The 24,860-nt window shown below is 68.8% G+C and carries 29 protein-coding genes; 16 read left to right on the top strand and 13 right to left on the bottom strand.

Going from position 1 to position 24,860, the window contains the following annotated elements:
* Nucleotides 1–31 precede the first annotated feature (31 nt).
* The 3 genes from KL771_RS17550 to KL771_RS17560 form a co-directional block, all read right to left on the bottom strand.
* Nucleotides 32–619, bottom strand: coding sequence for a TadE/TadG family type IV pilus assembly protein (locus KL771_RS17550; protein WP_261969834.1), 588 nt, complete (start codon nucleotides 617–619; stop codon nucleotides 32–34).
* A 5-nt stretch (nucleotides 620–624) separates the two neighbouring features.
* On the bottom strand, nucleotides 625–1,179 hold the full coding sequence (locus tag KL771_RS17555; RefSeq protein ID WP_261969835.1) for a TadE/TadG family type IV pilus assembly protein: 555 nt from the start codon (nucleotides 1,177–1,179) through the stop codon (nucleotides 625–627).
* A gap of 199 nt (nucleotides 1,180–1,378) precedes the next feature.
* The gene (locus tag KL771_RS17560; RefSeq protein ID WP_261969836.1) at nucleotides 1,379–1,843 is read right to left on the bottom strand and encodes a pilus assembly protein N-terminal domain-containing protein; all 465 of its coding nucleotides are present in this window, start codon (nucleotides 1,841–1,843) and stop codon (nucleotides 1,379–1,381) included.
* 558 nt (nucleotides 1,844–2,401) lie between these two features.
* Here KL771_RS17560 and KL771_RS17565 point away from each other — a divergent pair.
* The 10 genes from KL771_RS17565 to KL771_RS17610 all read left to right on the top strand — a co-directional run bounded on the left by KL771_RS17565 (nucleotide 2,402) and on the right by KL771_RS17610 (nucleotide 11,771).
* Nucleotides 2,402–2,569, top strand: coding sequence for a Flp family type IVb pilin (locus KL771_RS17565; RefSeq protein ID WP_054360263.1), 168 nt, complete (start codon nucleotides 2,402–2,404; stop codon nucleotides 2,567–2,569).
* 255 nt (nucleotides 2,570–2,824) lie between these two features.
* Nucleotides 2,825–3,007: a Flp family type IVb pilin gene (locus KL771_RS17570; protein WP_261969837.1), complete on the top strand. Its 183-nt coding sequence runs from the start codon at nucleotides 2,825–2,827 to the stop codon at nucleotides 3,005–3,007.
* Between the two features lie 58 nt (nucleotides 3,008–3,065).
* On the top strand, nucleotides 3,066–3,563 hold the full coding sequence (locus KL771_RS17575) for an A24 family peptidase (protein WP_054360265.1): 498 nt from the start codon (nucleotides 3,066–3,068) through the stop codon (nucleotides 3,561–3,563).
* 180 nt (nucleotides 3,564–3,743) lie between these two features.
* The gene (gene cpaB, locus KL771_RS17580; RefSeq protein WP_261969838.1) at nucleotides 3,744–4,553 is read left to right on the top strand and encodes a Flp pilus assembly protein CpaB; all 810 of its coding nucleotides are present in this window, start codon (nucleotides 3,744–3,746) and stop codon (nucleotides 4,551–4,553) included.
* A gap of 38 nt (nucleotides 4,554–4,591) precedes the next feature.
* Nucleotides 4,592–6,094, top strand: coding sequence for a type II and III secretion system protein family protein (locus KL771_RS17585; protein ID WP_261969839.1), 1,503 nt, complete (start codon nucleotides 4,592–4,594; stop codon nucleotides 6,092–6,094).
* 10 nt (nucleotides 6,095–6,104) lie between these two features.
* The gene (locus tag KL771_RS17590) at nucleotides 6,105–6,848 is read left to right on the top strand and encodes a CpaD family pilus assembly protein (RefSeq protein ID WP_261969840.1); all 744 of its coding nucleotides are present in this window, start codon (nucleotides 6,105–6,107) and stop codon (nucleotides 6,846–6,848) included.
* A 1-nt stretch (nucleotide 6,849) separates the two neighbouring features.
* A complete protein-coding gene (locus KL771_RS17595) occupies nucleotides 6,850–8,091 on the top strand; it encodes an AAA family ATPase (protein WP_261969841.1) in 1,242 nt (413 codons plus the stop codon).
* Between the two features lie 43 nt (nucleotides 8,092–8,134).
* Nucleotides 8,135–9,589 carry a CpaF family protein gene (locus KL771_RS17600; RefSeq protein WP_390867074.1) on the top strand — a complete coding sequence of 485 codons (1,455 nt, stop codon included), beginning with the start codon at nucleotides 8,135–8,137 and terminating at the stop codon, nucleotides 9,587–9,589.
* 14 nt (nucleotides 9,590–9,603) lie between these two features.
* Nucleotides 9,604–10,605, top strand: a complete 1,002-nt coding sequence (locus tag KL771_RS17605; protein ID WP_261969843.1) for a type II secretion system F family protein — start codon at nucleotides 9,604–9,606, stop codon at nucleotides 10,603–10,605.
* 188 nt (nucleotides 10,606–10,793) lie between these two features.
* Nucleotides 10,794–11,771, top strand: a complete 978-nt coding sequence (locus KL771_RS17610; RefSeq protein WP_261969844.1) for a type II secretion system F family protein — start codon at nucleotides 10,794–10,796, stop codon at nucleotides 11,769–11,771.
* 151 nt (nucleotides 11,772–11,922) lie between these two features.
* On the opposite strand, the gene KL771_RS17615 is transcribed toward KL771_RS17610, so the two are convergent.
* Nucleotides 11,923–12,714 carry a tetratricopeptide repeat protein gene (locus KL771_RS17615; RefSeq protein ID WP_261969845.1) on the bottom strand — a complete coding sequence of 264 codons (792 nt, stop codon included), beginning with the start codon at nucleotides 12,712–12,714 and terminating at the stop codon, nucleotides 11,923–11,925.
* Nucleotides 12,715–12,908: 194 nt separating this feature from the next.
* Here KL771_RS17615 and KL771_RS17620 point away from each other — a divergent pair, with 194 nt between their 5' ends.
* Both KL771_RS17620 and KL771_RS17625 read left to right on the top strand, forming a co-directional pair.
* Nucleotides 12,909–14,306, top strand: coding sequence for a leucyl aminopeptidase family protein (locus KL771_RS17620; protein WP_390867077.1), 1,398 nt, complete (start codon nucleotides 12,909–12,911; stop codon nucleotides 14,304–14,306).
* Between the two features lie 284 nt (nucleotides 14,307–14,590).
* Complete coding sequence (locus tag KL771_RS17625; RefSeq protein ID WP_261969846.1) at nucleotides 14,591–14,941, top strand: MarR family transcriptional regulator; 351 nt, start codon at nucleotides 14,591–14,593, stop codon at nucleotides 14,939–14,941.
* Between the two features lie 46 nt (nucleotides 14,942–14,987).
* Here KL771_RS17625 and KL771_RS17630 read toward each other — a convergent pair whose 3' ends face one another.
* The 8 genes from KL771_RS17630 to def all read right to left on the bottom strand — a co-directional run bounded on the left by KL771_RS17630 (nucleotide 14,988) and on the right by def (nucleotide 20,413).
* Nucleotides 14,988–16,706: a hypothetical protein gene (locus tag KL771_RS17630; protein WP_261969847.1), complete on the bottom strand. Its 1,719-nt coding sequence runs from the start codon at nucleotides 16,704–16,706 to the stop codon at nucleotides 14,988–14,990.
* A gap of 151 nt (nucleotides 16,707–16,857) precedes the next feature.
* The gene (gene truA / locus KL771_RS17635) at nucleotides 16,858–17,595 is read right to left on the bottom strand and encodes a tRNA pseudouridine(38-40) synthase TruA (RefSeq protein ID WP_261969848.1); all 738 of its coding nucleotides are present in this window, start codon (nucleotides 17,593–17,595) and stop codon (nucleotides 16,858–16,860) included.
* A gap of 5 nt (nucleotides 17,596–17,600) precedes the next feature.
* Entirely contained in the window at nucleotides 17,601–18,125 is a 525-nt protein-coding gene (locus tag KL771_RS17640; RefSeq protein ID WP_261969849.1) for a GNAT family N-acetyltransferase, read from the bottom strand.
* 7 nt (nucleotides 18,126–18,132) lie between these two features.
* The gene (gene fmt, locus KL771_RS17645) at nucleotides 18,133–19,089 is read right to left on the bottom strand and encodes a methionyl-tRNA formyltransferase (RefSeq protein ID WP_261969850.1); all 957 of its coding nucleotides are present in this window, start codon (nucleotides 19,087–19,089) and stop codon (nucleotides 18,133–18,135) included.
* A gap of 36 nt (nucleotides 19,090–19,125) precedes the next feature.
* Complete coding sequence (locus tag KL771_RS28385) at nucleotides 19,126–19,401, bottom strand: type II toxin-antitoxin system VapC family toxin (RefSeq protein ID WP_390867100.1); 276 nt, start codon at nucleotides 19,399–19,401, stop codon at nucleotides 19,126–19,128.
* On the bottom strand, nucleotides 19,317–19,544 hold the full coding sequence (locus tag KL771_RS28390) for a hypothetical protein (protein ID WP_390867104.1): 228 nt from the start codon (nucleotides 19,542–19,544) through the stop codon (nucleotides 19,317–19,319). Before KL771_RS28390 ends, KL771_RS28385 begins: the two co-directional genes overlap by 85 nt.
* A complete protein-coding gene (locus tag KL771_RS17655; protein ID WP_390867081.1) occupies nucleotides 19,541–19,822 on the bottom strand; it encodes a FitA-like ribbon-helix-helix domain-containing protein in 282 nt (93 codons plus the stop codon). Before KL771_RS17655 ends, KL771_RS28390 begins: the two co-directional genes overlap by 4 nt.
* A 66-nt stretch (nucleotides 19,823–19,888) precedes the next feature.
* Nucleotides 19,889–20,413: a peptide deformylase gene (gene def, locus KL771_RS17660; RefSeq protein ID WP_261969853.1), complete on the bottom strand. Its 525-nt coding sequence runs from the start codon at nucleotides 20,411–20,413 to the stop codon at nucleotides 19,889–19,891.
* A gap of 154 nt (nucleotides 20,414–20,567) precedes the next feature.
* Here def and KL771_RS17665 point away from each other — a divergent pair, with 154 nt between their 5' ends.
* The 4 genes from KL771_RS17665 (at nucleotide 20,568) to KL771_RS17680 (ending at nucleotide 24,011) form a co-directional block, all read left to right on the top strand.
* Entirely contained in the window at nucleotides 20,568–21,680 is a 1,113-nt protein-coding gene (locus tag KL771_RS17665) for a DNA recombination protein RmuC (protein ID WP_390867102.1), read from the top strand.
* A 258-nt stretch (nucleotides 21,681–21,938) separates the two neighbouring features.
* Nucleotides 21,939–22,880 (top strand): 2-hydroxyacid dehydrogenase, encoded by a 942-nt coding sequence (locus KL771_RS17670; RefSeq protein WP_315901508.1) that lies wholly within the window; start codon nucleotides 21,939–21,941, stop codon nucleotides 22,878–22,880.
* A 155-nt stretch (nucleotides 22,881–23,035) separates the two neighbouring features.
* Complete coding sequence (locus tag KL771_RS17675) at nucleotides 23,036–23,317, top strand: hypothetical protein (RefSeq protein ID WP_261969856.1); 282 nt, start codon at nucleotides 23,036–23,038, stop codon at nucleotides 23,315–23,317.
* Between the two features lie 94 nt (nucleotides 23,318–23,411).
* Complete coding sequence (locus KL771_RS17680) at nucleotides 23,412–24,011, top strand: 5-formyltetrahydrofolate cyclo-ligase (protein WP_261969857.1); 600 nt, start codon at nucleotides 23,412–23,414, stop codon at nucleotides 24,009–24,011.
* On the opposite strand, the gene KL771_RS17685 is transcribed toward KL771_RS17680, so the two are convergent.
* Nucleotides 23,993–24,826, bottom strand: a complete 834-nt coding sequence (locus tag KL771_RS17685) for a formate/nitrite transporter family protein (RefSeq protein WP_261969858.1) — start codon at nucleotides 24,824–24,826, stop codon at nucleotides 23,993–23,995. The genes KL771_RS17680 and KL771_RS17685 overlap by 19 nt on opposite strands.
* Nucleotides 24,827–24,860: the final 34 nt, after the last annotated feature.

Raw genomic sequence — 24,860 nt, forward strand, 5'->3', positions numbered from 1 at the left:
CCGTAGCGGCGCGCCGCTGCCGCCGGCCCGATCAGGTGAACGGGATCGTCGAGGACAGGCGCGGCCGCAGATAGGCGATGTCGCCGAGTGCGATCGAGGTGGTGTTCCAGACCGCCGAGAAGGCGCTCGTATAGGTGTAGTCGACCTTCGAGACGATCACCCACTGGGCCGTGCTCTGCAGGTTCGACGGCGGCGTGCCGCTGGTCGGCGGTGCCGAGCCGGCGGTCCAGCCGGTCGCCGCGCCGCTGCCCTCGCTCTTGACCCATTCGATCTTCCAGGCCGTGCCGTTCCAGCTCAGCGCCGCGACCAGGAGTTTGGCGTCGGCGCTCGAATAGGGCGACATGATCGCCGCGGCGGCGTCGAAGATGTTGTTCATGTCGGTCGTGTTCATCGTGCTCGACTGGGTGACCAGATCGCCCAGCACGGTCGCGGTATGGCCGACCTTGCGGTAGATGGTGATCGCCTGGCTGAGTTCGGTGCCGCCGAAGAACAGCGTGATCATCAGCGGCAGCAGGATGGCGAATTCGACCGCCGAGACGCCGCGCCGGTCGCGGCCGAGGGCGGCGAGGCCGGATTTCCGGCCGAGGCGGCGGACCGCCGCCGCAAGACGGGCGCGCATGGACATCACCACGGGAAAGGTTCGTTGCGGAAGGCCGTGACCGTGCCGATCAGCCGCTTGCCGTTGGACAGGTCGGACAGGTCGAGGCCAAGGCTGCTGAAGATCAGCGGATACTGGTAGTAGGCCCGGACCATGACCAGTTCGGACGCCTTGCCGGCGCTGTAGGTGAAGCTCGTATCGACGAAGTTGCCCTTCTCGTCGACCGGCGCGGTGGTCGTCACCGCGCTGAAGGTCGCCACGGTGCGCACGTCGACGGAGACGCCGGCGCAGTCGACCAGGATGTAGAGCCGGTTGCAGACCTGGGTCTTGAAGGCGGCCGAATCGTAGCCGGACTGCTGGGCCTGGCCGGTGCGGATCAGCCGCGAGGCGTCGTAGACGGCCGTCTCCAGCACCTGATTGGCCAGGAACACCATCGAGGTCTCGATGATTGCGCCGATCAGGGCGAAGAAGGGCAGGGCCACGAAGGCGAACTCGACCGCCGCGGCGCCGTCGCGGTCGCGCGCCAGGCGGCGCAGGTAGCGCCAGCGTCCGGCCCGGGCCGATGGGTGCGGGGTCTGCATGCAGTCCTCCGAAAGAGCCGCAGTTCGCGTTCGATCCGAAGACTAATTCGGAAGGCTTGAGGAAAAGTTTTTGGACAGGGACAAATTTTGCCGGTCGATTAACGTTCCGGCAATGAATCCGGCCTGCCACCCTGGCGAATCGCGCCCCGTCGCCGCAGCGGCCGTTACCATCCGGTTGAGCCCGTAGGCCGCGCGCGGGCTATTGCTGGCCGGGGGGGCCGCCGGTGAACTGGGCGCCGAGCGAGTTGCGCTGGCTGATCTGGGCCTGCGCGGTGCCGAAGGAATCCGGCGAATCGCCGACTTCCATCATGGACGCGCAATGCGGCGTGCAGAAATAGCTGGAGCGCTGGTTGCCGCGCTGAACCGTGACCAGGTTCTGCTGGATCTTCTCGACCGTGATGGTCTCGTCGGCGATCGGGTCGCCCTTCTTGTCCAGGATGACCAGATTGGTGACGCCGACCATGCGGCCGGTGATGATCAGGGTCTGCCGGTCGTGCACGACGGCATCGGCGATGCCCGGATTGCCGACGATCACGGTGTCGGCGGGCGTGGAGATGCGCATCACCTTGGCGCGATCCATGGTGACCAGGATCGGATCCTTCGCGCCGGCGGGTCCGGCAAGGAACGGGAGGGCGGCCAGGAGAAGGGCCAGGGCGGTACGCATGGCGATCGGGATCCGTCTTGGAGCGGCCCCCATCATCCGGCGCCTTGGTGAATGAAGGACTAACGGGGTGTGTCGAGCTGTCGGTTCGCGTTCGGCCCCGGTCAGATTCCGGGACGCTCCGAGGCCGCATGCTGCCGTGGGAGCCCCAAGGTGAGGCGGGCGGGAATTCATCCGCACCGATGTCTAGGCCCGGTCGCCCCGGCGGGTTGCCCGGCCCGGCCCGGTCTTGGACGCCGCGACAGGCCCGTCTAGTCGCCCGTCACCGCGCCGGCCGGGCGGACTGGATTGCCATGACGGTTGCAATCAAAGTTGAGATGAATGGATGCGGCCATATTGTTCGAGTTAGTATCCGCAATAATCTAAAAAACTTGATCGAATTAACAATTCGAATACCCTGTTGGGGGTCGTGGTGGTGAGACATTCTGGAGGGAAAAAATAACCAATCGTCTTTACCGAGGCTTAGAAGCTGGCCGGTATGGTCACGATGACTTCCGGAGAACGGGCCCGACGGCGGCTCTCCCCGAAAAAGTCGAGCAAACCGTGTACTAGGAGCATGTCATGACCAAGTTCGCTCACTTCCTGAAGGACGAGTCGGGCGCCACCGCGATCGAGTACGGCCTGATCGCTTCGCTGATCGCCATCGCGATCATCGCCGGTGCGACCGCCCTCGGCACCACGCTGAACGACTCGTTCAACTACATCAAGAGCAAGATCAAGACCTCGTAATCCGAGGGGCGATCGGGCCCTCGACAGACGGCGGCAGGGCAACCTGCCGCCGTTTGCGTCTCCGGGGCTCCGATCGGGAGGGAAGGTTATCCATCCGTCCCGATCGAACCGAATCAACATCTCTTTGACTGCCAAAGTCTGGGATCTCGGCATCGGTTCAAGTCTTCGCGAAGGCCGTTACCAATGCGCAACCGGTTTCGATCAGGCTGCAACGGTCGCGACCCTTCGGATCGCCTTCCTGCCGGCGGAGTGGCCATGACACGCAGGCTCTTGCGCTGCCTCGCCGACGACCGGGCGGCGACCGCCGTCGAATACAGTCTGGTCGGCGCCCTGATCGCGGTCGCGATCGTGGTCGCCGTGACGGCGCTGTCGACCGGCCTGTCCGATGCCTACGGCATGCTGCGCGACCGCATCGGTGCCTCGGTCCGGTCGGGTTAACCCGGCCTTCAGCCGCCCGCGGCGATGATCGCCCGGCGTGATCGTATGGAGTGGAGCCATGCTCGAGCCGGCTGTTGCCGTGGTCTTCCCCCTGCTCGTCGCCTACGCGGCGGTGACGGACTTCCTGACCATGACCATCGCGAACCGGGTCTCGATCCTGCTCGTGGCCTTCTTCCTGCTGCTCGCTCCCTTCGTCGGCATGACGCCGGCGGCCTTCGGGCTGCATTTCGCGGCGGCTTTCGCGGTCTTTGCGGCCGGCTACATCTGCTTCGTCTGCGGCTGGATGGGCGGCGGCGACGTGAAGTTCGGCGCCGCCGTGGCGCTCTGGCTGGGCATGCCGCACCTGCTCGAGTTCATGATCCTGTTCTCGCTCTACGGCGGTGCGCTGACGCTGTTCGTGCTGGTGATCTCGAAGCATCTGGAGCCGTTGCCGGTGCTGCAGCTGGGCTTCCTGGCCAAGTTCGCCGAGAAGCGGACTGTTCCGTACGGAATTGCCCTCGCGGCGGCAGCCCTGACGGTCTACCCGAAGTCGATCTGGGTGCAGAGCATCATCTGACGACCCGACGATCGACGCCGCGCAGGCCCGGCGCTGCGGATGAACCTGTGCATGACCGGCGGTTCACGTTTGCTTAGGTAAACTTCAAAACGTCTCATTAACCATACTTGAACCATTGCTGATCGAAACTCACGGGCGAAAGGGGCATGGGTCCCGATTGTCGCCCGAAGAGTCGAAGCCATGAAAGTCGCGCGTCTCCTGGTATTGACCGTCGCCATCGGCGCAGGGCTGGCCGCCGCCATGGTGGCGACCAGCATGATCGGCACCAACGAGGCCCCGCCGTCCACGCCCGTCGCCGACGCCCCCGCGCCGCGGATGGATACGGTCGAGGTCCTGGTGCTCGGCCGCGACATCCCGATGGGCGGCAAGGTCGCGGCGGCCGATCTCATCTGGCAGCCCTGGCCGAAGAGCGGCATGAGCGAGGCCTATATCGCCAAGGCCAACCGCCCCAACGCGACGCTCGAACTGGTCGGCACCATCGCCCGGCAGCCGATCGCGGCCGGCGAGCCGGTGCGCGAGGGCCGGCTGATCAAGTCGGATCGCGGCTACATGTCGGTGATCCTGTCGCCGGGCATGCGCGCCCTGGCGGTCGAGGTCAAGGCCGTCTCCACGGCCGGCGGCTTCGTCCTGCCGAACGACCATGTCGACATCATCCTGACCCGCGCCGCGCCGAAGACCGCAGGATCTTCGGGCGGCGACCCGTTCGTTTCCGAGACCCTGCTGACCAACATCCGCGTCCTCGCCATCGACCAGCAGGTGATCGAGAAGGGCGAGCCGGCGGTGGTGGCGCGCGATACCGCGACGCTCGAGCTGACCCCGCGCCAGGTCGAGATCGTCGCCCAGGCGCAGCAGCTCGGCACCATCTCGCTGGTCCTGCGCTCCATCCGGGATGCCGACGTGCCGATCGCCGACGACGGCAACCGAAACGAGGCGACGAGTGCCGTCCGGGTGGTGCGCTACGGCGTCACCAGCCGGGTGACGACGCGCTGAGGCCGACGGTCCGGTCCGCTCCGATCCGAGAGGAAATCATGGTTCGCACATTCCTTTCAGTGGCTTTCCTGGCAGTGGCCGCGCTGGCCGCCGGCCCGGGCCTGACAGGCGGAACCGTCCTGGCGGCGGAGACCGGCGGTGCGTGGCGCGGACAGAATGCCGCGCCGCGGCCGCTGAAACTCGCTGTCTCGAAGTCGACCATCATCGACTTCGACGAGGAGATCCGCGACGTCCTGGTCTCCAACCCGCAGATCGCCGATGCGGTGGTGCGCACCAACCGGCGCCTCTATCTGCTTGGCAACAAGTTCGGCACCACCAACGTCGTCGTATTCGGCGGCAACGGCCGCCAGATCGCCAACTACGAACTCCAGGTCCAGCCCGATACGGCGACGCTGGAGGGCCTCCTGCGCCGGCTCGTGCCGACCGGGGACATCAAGGTCGAGGCGGTCGCCGGAACGGTCGTGCTGAGCGGGTCCGTGCGCAGCCCGTCCGATGCCATGCAGGCGCTCGAAGTCGCCAGCCGCTTCGTCGGGGCGCCGGTCGGCGGCGGTACCACGGGCTCGACGGCCGCGGCGGGCGGCGGCGGTTCCTCGGCCAGTTCGACCGGCGATTCGCTGCAGGTGGTCAATGCGCTGACCATCCGCGGCAAGGATCAGGTGATGCTCAAGGTGACCATCGCCGAAGTGCAGCGCTCGGTCGTCAAGCAGCTCGGCATCGATCTCGCCGCCGTCGCCACCGGCGGCAGTTTCACGACCGCCTTCGCGACCTCCAACCCCTTCGCGGTCAACGGCTCCTCCGGTGCCGGCCTGGTGCCCTATTCGAGCGGCACGCCGACCTTCTCGAACGTCAACGGCAACAACCGCTTCCAGGCGACCGTCCAGGCCCTGGAGCAGAACGGCCTGATGCGCACCCTGGCCGAACCGACGCTGACCGCCATCTCGGGCGAGGAGGCGACCTTCCTGGTCGGCGGCGAGTTCCCGATCCCGGTGTCGCAGCAGAACGGCTCGATCACGGTCGAATTCAAGAAATACGGCATCGCGCTCAGCTTCGTGCCGGTCGTCCTGGCCGAAGGCCGCATCAGCGTCAAGGTCAACACGGAAGTCTCCGAGCCGACCTCGGAAGGCTCCTTCTCGATCGGCAGTTCGACCTCGTCGTCGCTCAACATCCAGGCACTGCGCGTCCGCCGCGCGGATTCCACTCTCGAGGTGCCGTCGGGCGGCACGATCGTGATGGCCGGTCTGATCCGCGACGACGTGCGCCAGTCCCTGGCCGGCGTTCCGGGCGCGATGAGCCTGCCGATCCTCGGCGCGCTGTTCCGCAGCCGGGACTACCAGCGCTCGCAGAGCGAACTGGCGATCTTCGTCCAGCCGATCGTCGTGCAGCCGGTCGCGCCCGGCAAGCTGATCCGGCCGGACCAGAACTTCCAGGCGTCCTCGGATTCCGCCGCGACCTTCCTCGGCCGGCTGAACCGCACCTATCGATCCGACGGCCGTTCGACCGCCGGCGCCTATCATGGCCAGTACGGCTTCATCTACGAATAAGGGTGGTCCGATGCGTCCCTCCGATTCCGCTCCGACCCGTTCCGGTGCCGCCGGTGCTCCGGGTCTGGCGACTGCGCTCGCCGCCGCCGCGCTGATGCTCGCCGGCTGCTCCGGCGTTCCCAAGTCGGAACCGACCATCACCGGCTCGGTCCCGCATGACGGCTACCGGACACGGCATCCGATCGTGCTTTCCGAATCCGCCGAGACACTGGACATTCCGGTCGGCTCGCAGTCCGGCCGGCTCACCGAGACGACCGCCGAGACCGTTGCGGCCTTCGGCGCCCAGTCGCGCGAGCGCGGCGCGAGCGGGGTGACGATCCTGGTGCCGAGCGGCTCCGGCAACGAGACCGCCGCCTACCAGATGTCGCGCGCGGTCAAGACCGCCTTGCAGCGCGGCGGCGTGCCCGCCCACGCCATCAGTCTCGCGCCCTACAAGGTCGAGCAGGCCGCCGCCGATGCACCGATCCGTCTCGCCTATCCGCGCGTCGTGGCGGGCGTGCCGCATGCCTGCGGCACCTGGCCCGATCAGGTGGTCGGCCAGTTCGACAACACCGACTACTACAATTTCGGCTGCGCCTATCAGGCCAACATCGCCGCCATGGTGGTCGACCCGAGCGATCTGGTGACGCCGAAAGGCATGCCGGCCTCGGACGCCACCAGGCGCACCACCGTCATCTCGAAATACCGCCAGGGCGCGCCGACCAAGTCGGAAACCGCCCTGGACAAGAAGTCGATCTCGAATATCGGGAACTGACATGAGCCCTGCGGACAAGATCATGCCCGGCCTCGATCTCAGGTCGATCCCGCGCATCGCCGTGCAGGCCTTCTGCGAGACGAAGGAGGTGGCCGATGTCGTCGAGGCCGCCGCCGCCGACCGCCGCATGGTCAAGGCCCATACCAAGGTGCAGACCGGCGGGCTCGCCGCGGCGGTGGAATTCTATGGCACCGCGCCGACCCCGAACCTCGTCATCGTCGAATCGCGCGAGGGTCGTGATGTGATCCTCGGCCAGCTCGACCAGTTGGCCGAGAATTGCGACCCCGGCTCGAAGGTGATCGTGATCGGGCATATCAACGACGTGATTCTCTATCGTGAGCTGACGCGGCGCGGCGTCTCGGAATACATGGTCGCGCCGATCTCGGTGTTCGATCTCATTCGCGAGATCGGTGAAATCTACTACAAGCCCGATGCTGCGCCGCTCGGCCGCACGGTCGCCTTCGTCGGCGCCAAGGGCGGCTGCGGCGCCTCGACGCTGTCGCACAATGTCGCCTGGGCTTGCGCCAAGACCTACAATCACGAGGTGGTGCTGGCCGATCTCGACCTCGCCTTCGGCACGGCGGGGCTGGACTTCAACCTCGACCCGACCCAGGGCATCGGCGATGCGCTGGCGGCGCCCGAGCGGGTCGACGATGTCTATCTCGACCGTCTGCTCGCCAAATGCGCCGAGAATCTCCACCTGCTGGCCGCCCCGGCGACGCTCGACCGCGCCTACGAATATGACGAGGGCGCGTTCGATCCGATCATCGATGCCACCCGCACCGGGGTGCCGATCGTGGTTCTGGACGTGCCGCATCTTTGGAACGGCTGGGTCCGGCGGGTGCTGCGCTCGGTCGACGAGGCGGTGCTGGTCTGCGCCCCCGACCTCGCCAATCTGCGCAACGCCAAGAACCTGGCCGACACCTTGAAGCAGGCGCGCCCGAACGATGCGCCGCCGCGCCTGGTCATGAACATGGTCGGCGTCCCGAAGCGGCCGGAGATCAAGCCGGAAGAATTCGCCAAGGCGCTCGGTCTGCCGATCACCGCGCAGATCCCGTTCGACGCCGCCCTGTTCGGCACCGCCTCGAACAACGGCCAGATGATCGCCGAGACCGATCCGAAAAGCGCGGTCGGCGAAACCTTCCGCCATCTCGCGCAGGTCGTCACCGGCAAGCACGAAATCAAGAAGGCGAGGCGCTCTCCCTTCGCGCCGCTGCTGGCGCGGTTGCGGGGTGCCAAGTGAGCAGGTCCGCCGCCGCGCGTGACGCAGGTTCAGAGGACTGAGGATGTTCGGTAAGCGCGGAGCATCAGGCACTGGAACGGTCCCGCCGCCCCCACCGAAACCGGTGTCGGCGGCGTCGGCCGGATCTTCGCGACCGCCCGAACCGTCGTCCCCGCCGGGGGCGGCGGATACGGCCATTCCGCCGAACCGCCCCGAGGCACGGCCGCGCTCGGAAGAATATTACGACGTCAAGAGCTCGATCTTCTCCGCGCTGATCGACACGATCGACCTCTCCCAGCTGGCCCGGCTCGATATCGAGTCCGCCCGCGAGGAGATCCGCGACGTCGTCAACGAGATCATCCAGCTGAAGAACGTGGTGATGTCCATCGCCGAGCAGGAAGAGCTGCTCGAGGACATCGTCAACGACGTGCTCGGCTACGGTCCGCTCGAGCCGCTGCTGGCGCGCGACGACATCGCCGACATCATGGTCAACGGCGCCGAACGGACCTTCATCGAAGTGTCCGGCAAGGTGCAGCTGACCAATATCCGGTTCCGCGACAATCAGCAGCTGATGAACATCTGCCAGCGCATCGTCAGCCAGGTCGGCCGGCGCGTCGACGAATCGAGCCCGATCTGCGACGCGCGCCTGCCCGACGGGTCGCGCGTCAACGTGATCGCTCCGCCGCTGGCCATCGACGGCCCGGCCCTCACCATCCGCAAGTTCAAGAAGGACAAGCTGACCCTCGACCAGCTGGTGAAGTTCGGCTCCATCTCGCCGGAGGGGGCGACCGTCCTGCAGGTGATCGGTCTCAGCCGGTGCAACGTCATCGTCTCGGGCGGCACCGGTTCGGGCAAGACGACGCTGCTCAACTGCCTGACGCGCTACATCGAGACCACCGAACGCATCGTCACCTGCGAGGACGCGGCCGAATTGCAGCTGCAGCAGCCGCATGTGGTGCGCCTGGAAACCCGTCCGCCGAACCTGGAGGGCGAGGGTCAGGTGACCATGCGCGACCTCGTCCGCAACTGCCTGCGCATGCGTCCCGAACGGATCATCGTCGGCGAGGTGCGCGGACCGGAGGCCTTCGACCTGTTGCAGGCGATGAACACGGGCCATGACGGCTCGATGGGCACGCTGCACGCCAACAGCCCGCGCGAGGCCCTGTCGCGCATGGAATCCATGATCACGATGGGCGGCTTCTCGCTGCCCTCCAAGACCATCCGCGAGATGATCGTGTCCTCGGTCGACGTCATCGTCCAGGCCGCGCGCCTGCGCGACGGGTCGCGCCGGATCACGCACATCACCGAGGTGATGGGCATGGAAGGCGACGTGATCATCACCCAGGACCTGTTCCTCTACGAGATCCTCGGCGAGGACGAGCATGGCCGGATCATCGGCCGGCACCGCTCGACCGGCATCGGCCGGCCGCGCTTCTGGGAACGGGCGCGCTACTACAACCAGGAAAAGCGGTTGGCCGACGCGCTCGACAAGGCCGACATCGGCGAGGCGGCAGCGTGACAGGAGCCGGGTGAATGTTCGGGCCGACCTTCACAATCCTGGCCATTGCGGTGCTGGCCATGCTGTCGGCGGGCGGGATCGCCTGGGCGCTGCTCTATTCGCGCGTCCAGTCCGAGAACCTGACCGAGAAGCGCGTCGGCGCGCTGATCGACCGGGAGCGGGTCTCTTCGGAGAAGCGCATCCAGGCCGAGCAGAGCCAGCGCCGGCGTGGCATCCAGGATGCCATCCGCGATTTCGAGGCCAAGCAGCAGGCCAAGCTGAAGCAGAACGCCTCGCCGCCGCTCACGCTCCGGCTCAGTCAGGCCGGGCTGAAATGGACCAAGAAGAGCTTCTTCATCTTCTCGGTCCTGTGCGGGCTCGGCTTCGTCGTGCTGTCCCTGTTCATCAAGGCCAAACTGTTCATCGCCGCCGGCGCCTTCATCATCGGCGCCTTCGGCTTTCCGCGCTGGTTCCTGGCGTTCCGGCGCAAGCGGCGGATCAAGCAGTTCGTCGACGAATTGCCCAATGCGGTCGACGTGATCGTGCGCGGCATCAAGTCCGGCCTGCCGCTCGGCGACTGTCTGCGCATCATCGCCAACGAATCGCGCGAGCCGGTGCGCAGCGAGTTCCGCCAGATCGTCGAGGCGCAGCATATGGGCGTCCCGCTCGGCGAGGCCTGCCAGAAGCTGTTCGAGCGGATGCCGGTGCAGGAGGCCAACTTCTTCGGCATCGTGATCATGATCCAGCAGAAGGCCGGCGGCAATCTGTCCGAAACGCTCGGCAACCTCTCGCGAGTCCTCCGCGACCGCAAGAAGATGCGCGCCAAGATCGCCGCCGTGTCGATGGAGGCCAAGGCCTCCGCCGGTATCATCGGCTCGCTGCCCGTGATCGTCTCGCTGCTCGTCTATGTCACGAGCCCGAACTACATCTCGGTGCTGTTCACGACGACGGCCGGCAACATGATCGTGGCGAGCGGCCTGCTCTACATGTTCATCGGGATCATGGTCATGAAGAAGATGATCAACTTCGATTTCTGACGGCGCGGTGCGCCCGGGAGCGGTGCGGCGACGGCGTGCGGCGGGCGGCCGCTTTCTAGTGGTTCGATCGAGACGGATGGTACCCGTCCGTCTCGTGAATCCGAACCACTAACTCTTTGATGACGTGATCAAAATCTGACATTTGCGGGACGCAAAGGTCAGATTCTGACCACCAGACGGGTGACGGCATGTTCAAGACCATCATGACGCTGATGACGGATCCGAGCTTCATGCTCGGCGTCCTCGTCGCCATCGGCGTCGCCGCCACGATCATCACCCTGACCATGCCGCTGCTGGAGCGCGACCAGTTGAAGACGCGCATGAAGGCGGTCGGCGTCGAGCGCGAGAAGATCCGGGCGCGCGAGCGGGCGCGGCTGGCGGCGGAATCGAAGATCAGCCTGCGCAACGAGCCGAAGGCCTATATGCGCGAGCTGGTCGACCGGTTCAATCTGCGCGAGACGCTCGCCGACGAGGGCACCCAGAACAAGCTGCGCATGGCCGGCTTCCGCGGCCAGGCGCCGATCACCGTCTATCTGTTCGCGCGCTTCGTGCTGCCCTTCGCGCTGTTCATCCTCGGCGCGACCTATTTCTTCGTGCTGGCCAAGGGATCGGCGACGCCGGCCGGCATGAAGGTGGCGTATTCGGTCGGCCTCGCCGGGCTCGGCCTCTATCTGCCCAACCTTTATCTCACCAACATGATCCAGAAGCGCCAGGTCTCGATCCGGCGTGCCTGGCCGGATGCGCTCGACCTGACGCTGATCTGTGTGGAATCCGGCATGTCGATCGAGGCGGCCTTCCGCCGGGTGGCCGAGGAGATCGGCTCCTCCTCGATCCCGCTCGCCGAGGAGATGTCGCTGACCTGCGCCGAACTCTCCTTCCTGCAGGAGCGGCGCAAGGCCTACGAGAACCTGGCCATGCGCACCGGCCTGGAATCGGTCAAGGGCGTGGTCACGGCGCTGATCCAGGCGGAGCGCTACGGCACGCCGCTCGGCCAGGCGCTGCGCGTGCTGTCGCAGGAAAGCCGCGACGCGCGCATGGCCGAGGCCGAGAAGAAGGCCGCCGCGCTGCCGCCCAAGCTGACCGTGCCGATGATCGTGTTCTTCCTGCCGGTGCTGTTCATCGTCATCATGGGTCCGGCCATGATCCAGCTGCTCAAGCTGAACTGAGGCCGGCCCGGGAGATCCGGGCCCGCCGGTCGCCGCCTTCGCAAGCCGGCCATCCGCCGGACATGCGAAAGCCGCGCGATCCGGCTTCGGACGGCGCGGCGGGGCCATGCGGCGATGGGGCGGACCCGGAGGGGCCGGAGCGGTCCGGGCTTCAGGCGCCGGTCTTGCGCCGGTCCGGCTGGCGGACATCCTTGAAGGTGCTCTGCTGGGCCAGCATGGCGCGCAGATAGTTCACGTTCTCCTGCGCCTGGGCGGGCGAGAGTTCGGCGCGCGCCACCTTCTCGGCCTCGTCGAACTTGCCCTGCAGGCCGAGCGCGAGTGCGAGATTCTGGCGCACGCGGCTGTCGGCGCGCGGCTGGGCGGCGGCCTTGCGCAGGGTCGCCTCGGCATTGGCCGCCTCGTTGGCGAGCAGATAGGACAGGCCGAGATTGTTCAGGACGCTCGGCTCGTCGGGCACGATCTTCAGGGCCGTCTGATAGGCCTTGCGCGCCTCGCCGACATTGCCGAGCTGATCCAGAATGGCGCCTTCCGCGGAAAGCAGGCGCCAGTCCGGGGTGGTCAGCGAATTGGCGTTGCGGACGACCTTCAGGGCCGTTTCCAGGTCGCCGTTGGAGGCCAGCGCCTTGCCGTAGGCCGACGCGATCTGGCCATCCTTCGGATAGACCAGGATGGCGCGGCGCAGCACCTCGACGGATTGCTGGGTCTGGCCGTTCAGCCGCAGTGCCTGGGCATAGCCGAGGATCGTGTCGCGGTTCTCGGGCGCCTCGACATAGCGCCTGGCCCAGCTGTCGACGCTCGTCTTGAGACTTTCCTCGGCCTGCGGGCCGATGCTGCCGGTGGTCGCCGGATCCGGCTGCTGCGGCTTGCGGGCGCAGCCGCCGACCATCAGCGCGGCGGTCACGGCGAGGACGAGAACGGGCAGGGGACGCGGAAGATGAGACATGGACGGTCACCGGCGAGGTCGGACGAGACCACGTCCCTGCAATAGTCCGTTAACCCTAATGATCGGTTAAGGCGGCCTGCCCGCAGCGCCGGGCCGGGTCCCGCCGGGCCGTGGTGGACTTGCCGCCGCGGCGCGGTAAAGTCCCGCAACGGCGCCCGAATTTCCGGTTCCCCCGCGACGAGGACATCAAGACCGTGACTGCTCGCATCCTGCCGGCCGACGGGTCCGGTCCCACCCTCGCCATCCACGCGGTCGCTGCGGCGGACCTGTCCGCGCTCCTCGACAGCCTGCCCCCGGCCGCGGCGACCTTCGCCCGTGCCTCCGGCTTCGAGGCCGCCGCCGGCAGCCATCTGGTCGTGCCGGAAGCCTCGGGCGGCATCGGCGCGGTGCTGTTCGGTCTCGGCAAGGCCGGCGAGGCGGCCTCGCCCTTCCTGATCGGCAAGCTCTCGACCCTGCTGCCGGCCGGCGACTACCGCTTCGCGAGCGGCGTCGCCGACGAGACGCTGGCGGCACTGGCCTGGGCGCTCGGCGCCTACCGCTTCCGCCGCTACAAGCGCGGCGGGGAGGGCGGCGACGCGCCCGCCGCCCGCCTGAAGCTCGGTCCGTCGGTCGATCGCGCGCGGCTGGAAAGCCAGATCGCCGCCATCACGGGCGTGCGCGATCTGGTCAACACCCCGGCCAACGATCTCGGCCCGGCCGAACTCACGGCGGCGGCCGCCGAGATGGCCGGCAGCGCCGGTGCCGCCTTCCGGGTGGTGGCGGGCGACGAGCTCGCCGCCGGCTTCCCGCTGATCCAGGCGGTCGGCCAGGGCTCCGACCGGGCGCCGCGGCTGATCGATTTCGCCTGGGGCGATCCGGACCATCCGAAGGTGACGCTGGTCGGGAAGGGCGTCTGCTTCGACACCGGCGGCCTGGACATCAAGCCCGACACCAACATGCTCCTGATGAAGAAGGACATGGGCGGCGCCGCCAATGTGCTCGGCCTGGCGCGCATGATCGTCGACGCCCGGCTGCCGGTGCGCCTGCGCGTGCTGATCCCGGCGGTCGAGAATGCCATTTCGGGCCGCGCCTTCCGGCCGAGCGACGTGTTTGCGAGCCGCAAGGGCCTGACCGTCGAGATCGGCAACACCGATGCCGAGGGCCGGCTGGTGCTGGCCGACGCGCTGGCGCTCGCCGACGAGGAGGCGCCCGACCTGATCGTCGACATGGCCACGCTGACCGGCGCGGCCCGCGTCGCGCTCGGCCCCGACGTGCCGCCCTTCTACACCGACGACGACGGCTTCGCGGCCGAACTCGCCGCGGCCTCGGCGGCCGTGCACGATCCGCTCTGGCGCCTGCCGCTCTGGATGCCCTATGCGCCGATGCTGGAGTCGAAGATCGCCGACACCAACAATATCGGCTCGGGCGGCTTCGCCGGCTCGATCATCGCGGCCCTGTTCCTGAAGAAATTCGTCGAGCGCGCGCGCACCTGGGTGCATCTCGACATCTATGCCTGGAACCCGTCGCCCAAGCCCGGCCGCCCCGACGGCGGCGAGGCCCAGGGCATCCGCGCCCTCTTCGCGGCCATCGAGAAGCGCTACGCCGGCGCCTGATCACGGCGGGCGGGTGTCTGATTGGACGGAAACCGGAACGGGACCTGGGCCACAGCAGAGTGGCCCGGAAGCGAACCGGATCGGACGACGGCCGGCTCTGCATGAAGCCGGCATCTGATCGGGGCGCGGCCGGGTCGCCGGGCGCGCCGCCGAACCGTCCGGAACTGTCCGATCCGGGGCGCCGGCCGGCGTTTCTCTTGCACCCCCGACCCTGCGCCGGATACCATTCCGGCTGCGAAACGAATGTTTCTCCAAATCGCCCCCCGAAATCGAGCCCTGTCGCCATGCCAGTCGAACTGCGCCCCAGCCAGGCCTTGAAGCTCTGGCACGACGTGACCATCGACCTGGTCCGCGGCGACGGCACCGACCTGACCGGCCGGCAGCTGGCCGTGCTGCTGACCGTCTATCTGGAACCCCCGCCCCACACGGTGCGCGGCCTCGCCGCCCGGCTCGACGTGACCAAGCCGGCCGTCACCCGTGCCCTCGACGCACTCGGCCGGCTCGGCCTGCTCGAGCGCCGCCGCGACGAGATCGACCTGCGCAACGTCCTGATCCAGCGCACCGTCGCCGGCGCCCTGTGGGTCGAACGCCTCGGCGACCGCGTCATCGCCCGCGCCAAGGGCCTGCCGCGGTAGGGGGATCGGTCGAACGGGGAGGGCCGCCCGGTCCCCGGGCCACGGGCTACCGCTTCGCGGCCGCGCGCAGGCGGTAGAGGTCCAGCCGGTCGGCTTCGACCTGGGCCATGTCCATGCCGGCTTTCTCCATCGCCGCCCGGGCTTCCTCGATCCGTTTGATGGCCTCGTCGAGCAGCCTCGGCCTGCCGTCGAGTTCGGCGACCAGTTTCAGCGTCATCGCGACCGCATGGCGCTGCAAGGCCCAATCGGAGGTCTCCGTCGCCCGGCTAAATGCGGTGGCGAGGGCGCGCTGATCGGCCAGCACCGCCCGGGCCAGCCTGCGGTCGGCGCGATGGCGCGCCAGCCAATGCCGGGTGATCGTCAGGTCGAGACGGTTCTGGCGAGCGGGTGCACCCAGGCCGGCCGCTTGGTTGGCACGGAGGGCGTCCTGCAACAGGCCGACGGCCTCCTGGAGTAGCGCCGGCGCAGCTTCGATCTCATGCCGCGCGACCAGCAGGCTTGCCAGCCGCGCCTGGAGATCCGGAATGACGTCACGCTGGTTCGCCGCCGTCAGCCGCGTCAGGGCCATGCGGATGGTTCCGGCATAGCGATCGTAGTGATTGACATCGTTGAACTGAGCGGCGGCCTTCAGGCTGGTGTCGGCGAGAAGGACGATCACTGAACCGGTCCACGAACCCGTCTTCGGCACGCCACTTTGGTCGGCTTTCGCCAGCAGGTCTTGCAGGAGCCTCACGGAGGCTTCGAGATCGGCTGCCGACCGGTGGGCGCCCCCGAGCTTGCCGAGCACCGAAGCCAGAGCGGCGGTGTGCATTTCCGCCAGATCGTCCTGCTGTTTCCGTCTCAGATCGGCGATGCTGGCGAGCAGCAGGTCCCGCGCCTCCGCCAGGGATCCTACGTCCTGCGTCGCGTCAAACCGGGCATTCAGGAGATCGGCCGCATCCAGGGCGATCGAAGTCCGCGTTGCCACGTCGAAGGTGTCCGGTCGCTCGGCCTCAACGGCGAGAGCCCGTCGGAGAATGGCCAGACTCTCGTCGGCAAGTTTTGGGTCCGCGCCCGAGGGGTGCTTTCGGACCCATTGGCTTGCGATGCCGCCCACTACCCTGACCGCTTCCTTCCAGAGTTCCGGCAGGAAGTCGGGGCCGACCGCCTGGGTCGAGGCGACGGCGGCCGTGAGCGCCGCCGCGCTTCTGCCTTCGGGGGCGTCGGGAAGCTCGGAACGCTCCGCCTCGGTCAAGGCGAGGTCCACATGAAGGCGGACCCAATCCTTCGGCCTTTGCGGCGTCAGCACCGCGATGGCAGCACGATACTCGTCGGCGGCCTCCGCCAGGAGCCCGGAGTTTGAGGTTATCCTCCCGACAAACGCCAAGCCCCCAGCGGCTCCGTTCGCGAGTGCCAGAAAGCGATCGAGGTCGGCCGTCGGGGAGACCACCGACCGCGCTGCGATCAGGTGACGGGACGCTTCGCGTTGATCGTCGAGACTGGGCTGGATCGCCAGCAGGAGCTGGGCGATCCGGATATGCAGGTCCGCCCAGCGCTCCGGCTCCGCATGCGGGCTGACGATCAGAAGCTGGCGTTCCAGGCTCTCGACCGTGACGGCACCCGGCACCAGGGGCGCCGAGACGCGCGGGCCGGCCGGCGGTGTCGCCGGGGCGACGCCGCCCAAACTGGACGGTTCCGCGGCCCGGCCCGGCAGCGTCGCCGGGAGGATGGCGAGAAGCGCGGCCAGGACGGCGGCGACGGGTCGGGACCAGACGGGAGACGGCATCGCGACCGCAGGAGTTGTTTGCAATGCCCCAATTCCACAACCCGAGGCACTGCCCGTCAATTCCCTGAATGGCGTCGGCGGGCGCTTGTAACCACCGGCAGCATCAGGCCGCCCGGCGGTGAGGGCAAACGGCGCGACGGGGCTCCGCCCCTCAATAGTCCACGCCCACCAGATAGAGCCCCCAGGGCGGGGCGACGGCGGCGCAGGCGGCGCGGTCGCGGGCGGCGAGGGCTTCGGCGACGCGCTCGGGCGGCCAGGCGCCGAGGCCGACGCGTTCCAGGGTGCCGACCATCGAGCGGACCTGGTTGTGCAGGAAGGAGCGGGCGTCGGCACGGACCTCGATCAGGTCGCCGACGCGGCGCGCCTCCAGGTGGTCGAGCGTCTTCATGGGCGATTTCGATTGGCAATTGGCCGAGCGGAAGGTGGTGAAGTCGTGATGCCCGATCAGGTGGCGGGCGCCGGCATTCATGGCGTCGACATCGAGCGGTTCGCGCCGGTGCCAGACGCGGCGGCGATCGAGCGCCGGGGGAGGGCGCCGGTCGAGGATGCGGTAGATGTAGTGCCGGCCGCGCGCGGAGAAGCGCGAATCGAAATCCTCGGCGACCCGCTCGGCGGCGAGCACGACGACGCTCTCTTCGACCAGATGCGCGTTGAGGCCGTCGCGGACCACGGCCGGGCGCCAGTCCTTCGCGAGGTCGACATGGGCAACCTGGCCGGTGGCGTGCACGCCGGCATCGGTGCGCCCGGCGCCGCGCAGCGTCACGGTCTCGCCGGTCATGGCCAGGATGGCGGCCTCCAGGGCGCCCTGCACGGAGGCGCCGTTGGACTGGCGCTGCCAGCCGACATAGGGCGTGCCGTCATATTCGATGGTGAGCTTGAAACGGGCCATGGCGGTCAGCCGAGCGCCGCGAAGGGCGGCGGATAGGAAAGGGCGAGGCGCAGCGGCAGCGGGCGGTCGCCGAGCGCCAGCCACTGGTTCTCCGGGATCGGATAGGGGGTCAGCATCCGCTCCGGCCGGCCGGGATGGAAGCCGAAGCGGCCGTAAAAGGCCGGATCGCCGAGCACCAGCACGATGTCCTCTTCGGACGCCTCCAGCCGGGCCAGCCCCTCGCGTACCAGCGCGGTGCCGATGCCGGCCTTCTGCCGGCCCGGCGCGACCGCCAGCGGCGCGAGGCAGACGGCCCGGCGCCGGTCGTTGGGCGGGGCGACGGTCAGGCGCGTGAACAGGAGATGGCCGAGGATGGCGCCATCAGCGTTGTTGGCGCCGTCGCGGGCGACCAGTTCGAGGACTGCATGTCCGCCAATGCGCAAGGCAGCGACCAGATCCGCCTCGGCCGGCGTCGGAAAGGCGGCGACCAGCAGCGCGCGGATCGCGGCGGCATCGGCGGGCAGGGCGGCCTCGATCGCGAAGGCGGACATCGCGGCCTCACCCGAGCCTGGCGCCGGGGGCGAGTGCCGCCCCGCGCAGAAAGTCTTCCGCCCTGAGCGCCTTGCCGCCGGCGCGCTGCAATTCGACCAGCCGCACCGCGCCCGACCCGCAGGCGACCGTCAGCCGGTCGTCGACGAGCGTGCCGGGTGCGACGGTTGCGTTGGCGTCGGCGGCGGCGGTTTCAGGGGCGAGCGTCGCGCGAAGCACCTTGACCCGCTCCGGCTTGCCGCCGATCGTCGCCTCGCACCAGGCGCCCGGGAAGGGCGAGAGGCCGCGGATGCGGTCGTGCACGGTCGCGGCCGGCAGGCTCCAGTCGATGCGCGCCTCGGCCTTGTCGATCTTGGCCGCATAGGTGACGCCCTCGGCCGGCTGCGGCACGGCGCCAAGCGCACCGCGCGAGAGGGCGGCGAGCGCGCGCACCATCAGGTCGGCGCCGAGCCGGGCGAGCCGGTCGTGCAGGTCGCCGGTGGTCTCGTCGGGCCGGATCGCGACCCGCTCCGTCATGGCGACCGGGCCGGTATCGAGGCCCGCTTCCATGCGCATCACCGCGACGCCGGTCTCCCGGTCGCCGGCCATGATGGCCCGGTGGATCGGCGCGGCGCCGCGCCAGCGCGGCAAAAGCGAGGCATGCAGGTTGACGCAGCCCTCGCGCGGCGCGTCCAGGATCGGCACCGGCAGGATCAGCCCATAGGCGACCACCACCGCCACGTCGGCGTCATGCGCGCGGAAGCGCTCCTGCTCCTCGGCCGATTTCAGGCTGGTCGGGGTCAGGACCGGGATGCCGAGCGCTTCGGCCTGGCGATGCACCGGCGAGGGCGTCGGCTGCAGGCCGCGCCCGGCCGGCCGCGGCGGCTGCGAATAGACGGCGACCACCTCGTGGCCCTGGCCGACGATCTCGACGAGGGTCGGCACGGCGAAATCGGGCGTGCCCATGAAGACGACGCGGAGGGACATGGCGGGCGGGTTCCCGAATGGAGCGACAGCCCGGCTCTATAGCGCGAAGGGATCGACGAGGTCGACGCCCGTCGCCTCGAAATCGCGGACATTGCGGGTCACCAGCCGCATCCCGTTCGCCCGCGCGATGGCGGCGATCTGGGCGTCGATGACCGCGACGGGACGGCCGATACGCCTGCGCTGGGCGCGGATCACCGCGGAAAGGCGTGCCGCAACAGCGTCGAACGTCAACAGGCGGTCACGATAGTGTTCAAACTCGATCGCGTCGACCATCTCCACAAGCTGGCGCTGGCGCCGGGATGGCTCGAGGATTTCGACACCGTAACGGAGTTCGGCGAGAACGGTGTCGGCACGAACACATGCCGGTCGTCGATTCCACCGAGGAAATCCAACACCCGCGCATCCGGGCGAGGACGCAGCACCTCCGACACGATGTTGGTGTCGAGTGCGATCATTCGAAATCCGGTGGGGGGCGATCGGACATCTCGCGCGGCGGAAGCTCGAACTCGACGGGCCCGTATTTCTCCCGCAGTTCACGGAAGGTGTCGGCCGCCGACCGATCCGGTGCGCGCTCGGACATGTCGGGCAGGTTGATCGCAAGCGACAGGATGTCGGCGGCCTCCGCCGAAATGCTGCGCCGGTTGGCCTTGGCGCGTGCCGCCAATCTTTCCTTGGTTTCCGGATCCAGCCCGCGGATCAACAGATCGCCCATGACCGTCCTCCCGCGCGTCATCGTGGAACAACAACACGCTACCACGCGGGCCGGTTTCGGACAATCGCCGCAACCCTGGCGTGAGATTCAGGCCAGTCCCTGTTCCTTCAGGCGGGCCTGCTTCTGGAACTTCTTCATCACCCGATCGCGCTTCAGCTTGGACAGGTGGTCGATGAACAGGACGCCGTCGAGATGGTCGATCTCGTGCTGCAGGCAGGTGGCGAGCAGGCCGTCGGCCTCCAACTCGCGCGTCTCGCCCTGCCGGTCGAGATAGCGCACGCCGACCTTGGCGGTGCGTTCCACGACTTCGTAATAGTCGGGGATCGAGAGGCAGCCCTCCTCGTAGGTCGACAGCTCCTCAGACGACCAGACGATCTCCGGATTGACCAGGAACAGCGGCTCGCGCTTGTCCTCCTCCTTCGACACGTCGATCGTCACGACGCGCTGCATCACGCCGACCTGCACGGCCGCCAGCCCGATGCCGGGCGCGGCATACATGGTCTCCAGCATGTCGTCGAGCAGCCTGCGGATCGAGCCGTCGACCGAGGTGACCACCTCGGACTTCTGCTTCAGGCGCTGGTCGGGAATGATGACGATGTCGAGTTTGGACATGGTCGTCAGATAGGCGAGAACGCGCAGCCGGTCAACGGATCCGGGGCTGCGACGGCGTGTCCGTTAACCCCTTTCGTACCCGAATCGTTCTAGCCTGCCGGCCATGGACGGATCCCTTTTGGCCGCCTTCGGCGGTGCTGCGGCTCTGGCCCGCATGGCCGCCTGGGGGGCGGTCCTGGCGGGCGGGCTACTCGTTGTCTGGCTGTGGCGCGGCACGCGCGCCCGGGCGGTCGCGGAGGAGCGTGCGCGCGAGCTCGACCTGCGCCTGGCAGAGATGGCGCGGCTGCAGGCCGAGATGACCGGCCGCATGCAGACCATGGCGGAGGTCTTCGGCAGCCGGCAATCCGATCTCGCCCGCGCGGTCTCCGAGCGGCTCGACGGACTGACCCACCGGCTCGGCGCCTCGATGGTCGAGACCGGCCGCTCGACCGAGGCCAGCCTCGCCCGGCTCGGCGAACGTATGGCGGTGATCGACCGCGCCCAGCGCTCGATGAGCGACCTCGCCTCCGAGGTGCTCCAACTGCGCTCGATTCTCGCCGACAAGCAGGCGCGCGGCGCCTTCGGCCAGGGGCGGATGGAGGCGATCGTCGCCGATGCCCTGCCGCCCAATGCCTATACGTTCCAGGCCACCCTGCCGACCGGCGTCCGCCCGGATTGCCTGATCCACCTGCCCAACGGCGCGCCGCCCCTGGTGGTCGACGCCAAGTTCCCGCTCGAGGCCTGGACCGCGCTCGGCGCGGCCGAAACCGACGACGAGCGCAAGCTCGCCGGCACCCGCTTCCGCCGCGACGTGCTGCGCCACGTCATCGACATCCGCGACAAGTATCTGCTGCCCGGCGAGACCCAGGATACCGCCTTCCTGTTCGTGCCGTCGGAATCGATCTTTGCCGACCTGCACGAGCGCTTCGAGGACCTGGTGCAGAAGGCGCAGCGCGCCCGGGTGGTGATCGTCTCGCCCTCGCTCCTGATGCTGTCGATCCAGGTCGTCCAGGCGGTGCTGCGCGACCACCGCATGCGCGAACAGGCGCATCTGATCCAGGCCGAGGTCGTCCACCTGCTCGACGACGTGGCCCGCCTGCACGACCGGGTGCTCAAGCTGCAGGCCCATCACGGCCAGGCCGCCAAGGATCTCGAACAGATCGTCATCTCCTCGGAGAAGCTGCAGCGCCGTGCCGCGCGCATCGAGGATGTCGAGATGGGCGAGGCGGTGCCGGCCAGTCCCGTCGTGCCGATCCCGCTCGGCGCCAGTCGGCTGGCCGGGGAGTGAGGACGCCGCGGCGTGCTGTCCGGCGCCGCCAGGTATCACCGGGCATTTCGTGAAGGAGGCTGCGTTCGGGACCGCGGTGCGCCGCCACCGGACCCGCTCCCGGGCCGGGCCTCGGCTTCCGATCCTTGACCCCAGACCCACGATCCTTGCCCTTTGGGCAGCCGCCTTGCGGCCGCGGCCCTGGACGGACCTGCCGCACTGCGGCATGACTGGCGTTCCCGCCCTTGTCCCCGCTCCCCTCCTGTCGGAATGCTGCCCATGTCCCTCCTTGTCGCGATCAATGGCTGGTCCCCCGACGAATGGATCGCGCGTTTCCAGCGCGAGACCCCGTCGATCCCGATCGTCGACGCGCGGACGGCGTTCGATCCGGCATCGATCCGCTATGCCGCCGTCTGGAAGCCGACGCCCGGTCTGCTGGCCGGCCTGCCCAACCTCGCCGCCATCTTCAATCTGGGCGCCGGCGTCGATGCGCTGCTCGGCGACCCGACGCTGCCATCCGCGCCGGTCGTCCGCGTCGTCGACCCGGATCTGACCGGACGGATGACCGAATATGTCGTGCTGCACTGCCTCGATCGCCTGCGCCGGGGCGATCGGCACCGCGCCGCCCAGGCGCGCCGGGAATGGCTCGCCGACTACCAACCGGCCGCCCCGGATGTCCGGATCGGCATCATGGGCATGGGGGTGCTCGGTCGCGACGCGAGCGCGGTGCTGGCGCGCCTCGGCTTCCGCGTCGCCGGCTGGAGCCGCCGCGGCGAGGCCGTGCCGGGCGTCGGAACCTTCGCCGGGGCCGAGGGACTGAAACCCTTCCTGGCCCGCACCGACATCCTCGTCGTCCTCTTGCCGCTGACGCCCGACACCCGCGGCATCCTGGACCGCGGCCTCTTCGCCGGCCTCGCCCGCGACGGCGCGCTCGGCGGACCGATCCTGATCAATGCCGGCCGCGGCGGCTTGCAGGTCGAGGCCGATATCCTGGCGGCCCTCGACGACGGCACCCTCGCCCATGCGGTGCTGGATGTCTTCGAAACTGAGCCGCTGCCGACCGAAAGCCCGTTCTGGGCGCATCCCAAGGTCACCGTGACGCCGCACAACGCTGCCGATTCCGACCCGCAGCATATCTGCCGCTACACGCTGGATCAGATCGGCCGGCTGGAACGCGGCCTGCCGCTCGAGAATGTCGTCGACCGCAAGACGGGATACTGAGCCGAATAAGGACCGTGCAAAACGCCGGTCCGCCGACGTGGATCGCCGGGCCGGACGGCGGGTCGGCGGTGGACGCGATGCCGCAAGCCGGCCGGTCTTGCGGAGCGTCCCTCGCGGCGCGATGCTCCGGCGAAACCAAGGGGAGGAATGCCGTCATGCCGGTTGCCGCCACGCCGTTCCGCCGGCCCCGCCTCGCGGCCCCGGCGGTCCTTCTGTTCGCCGCCCTTCTGCTCGGTGGCGGCTCGGCGCAGGCCGACTACGAGAGCTACGGCGTCTTCTGCGCCTCCGGGCGGATCGAGGTCGATTCCCGCTCGGCCGAGCAGATGCAGTCGAACCGCGGCGCCTGCCAGTTCGCCCGCTTTCCGACCCGGTCGGATGCGGAAAACTTCGCCCGGCGCAATTTCGGCGGCGTCGGCGGCACCTGCAGCTGCCGTTGAGACAGCGGCGCGGCCCGGACGATCCGGTCGCCGACAGGACAGAGCCGCCGGCCGTGCCGTGCTGCCATCGCTGCCGTCATTCTCCGGAGGCGGCATGATCGACGCGGTCGACTGGAAGGCCTTCCGCCGGGCGGAGCGGGACCGCCTGCTTGCGGCGCGCCGGACGATCGGTGCGGCCGAACGCGAGCGGCTGACCGCCGTGCTGGCCCGCCAACTCGATGCGGCCGTCCCGCCGCAGCCGGGCCGGGCGCTCGGTCTCTATTGGCCGATCAAGGGCGAGATCGACATCCGCGCCTGGGCCGAGGCCTTCGCGGCCCGGCACGCCATGACGCTCGCCCTGCCGGTGGTGGTCGAGAAGGCCGCCCCGCTCGAATTCCGCGCCTGGGCGCCGGGCGATGCGATGGAGCGCGGCTTCTGGAACATCCTGGTCCCGGCCGTCCGCACGGTGGTCGTGCCGGCCGTGGTGATCGCGCCGCTGGTCGGCTTCCAGGCCGCGGGCACCTGGCGGCTCGGCTATGGTGGCGGCTATTTCGACCGCACCCTGGCGAGCCTCGCGCCGCGGCCTTGCGCAGTCGGGCTCGGGCTCGACGACGCCGAACTCGCCACCATCCATCCGCAGCCGCACGACGTGCCGATGGATGTCCTGGTCACCGAGAGCCGCATGCTGTCGGCCGCTCAATCCTTTTCCAGATAGATCGCCCAGTAGCTCGCCGCCACGCCGCCGGCGCCGCCGATGACGTTGCCGAGCGTGACGACGGCGATGTTCTCGACGAAGCCGCCGAGATCGATCGTCCCGCCGAAGGCCCAGCCGGCCGGGATCAGATACATGTTGGCGATGGAATGCTCGAAGCCGAGCGCCACGAAGGCGGTGATCGGCCACAGGATGGCGAGGATCTTGCCGGACACCTCGCGCGCCGCGAAGGTCAGCCAGACCGCGAGGCAGACCAGCGCGTTGCACAGGATGGCGCGCGCGAAGGCGGCGAGCGGCGACAGCGCCAGCTTGGCCTCGGCGATCTTCGCCGCGTTGCGCCCGACCGCGCCGCCGCCGAGATCGCCGAGCCCGGCCGCCCAGGCGAGCGCCACCATGGCCAGCGCCCCGGCCAGATTGGCCACGAACACGATCGCCCAGTTGCGCAGCAGCGCGCCGAGGCCGACCTTGCCGTCGACCCAGGCCATCACGATCAGCGCATTGCCGGTGAAGAGCTCGGCCCCGCCGATCACGACCAGGATCAGGCCGAGCGAGAAGGCCGCGCCGCCCAGGAGCCGCACCGGGCCGAAGCCGTCGCCCGCGCCTGTCGTCACCAGCGTGAAGAACATCGCCCCGAAGGCGATGAAGGCGCCGGCCAGCATGCCCAGCATGGCGAGCCGGCGGACCGACAGGCGGGCCTTGGCGACCCCGGCTTCCTCGACGCGCCGCGCCATCTCGGCCGGCTTGTAGGCGTCGAGCCCGGTCGGGTTGGGCGGCGGCGGGGCCGGATCGGACGGCGGGCTGGACATCGCATCGGGCATCGGGGGCTCCGTTCTCGTCGCCGCAGGTCTCGTC

Origin of the sequence: Prosthecodimorpha staleyi, from assembly GCF_018729455.1 — a bacterium.
GTDB lineage: Bacteria > Pseudomonadota > Alphaproteobacteria > Rhizobiales > Ancalomicrobiaceae > Prosthecodimorpha > Prosthecodimorpha staleyi.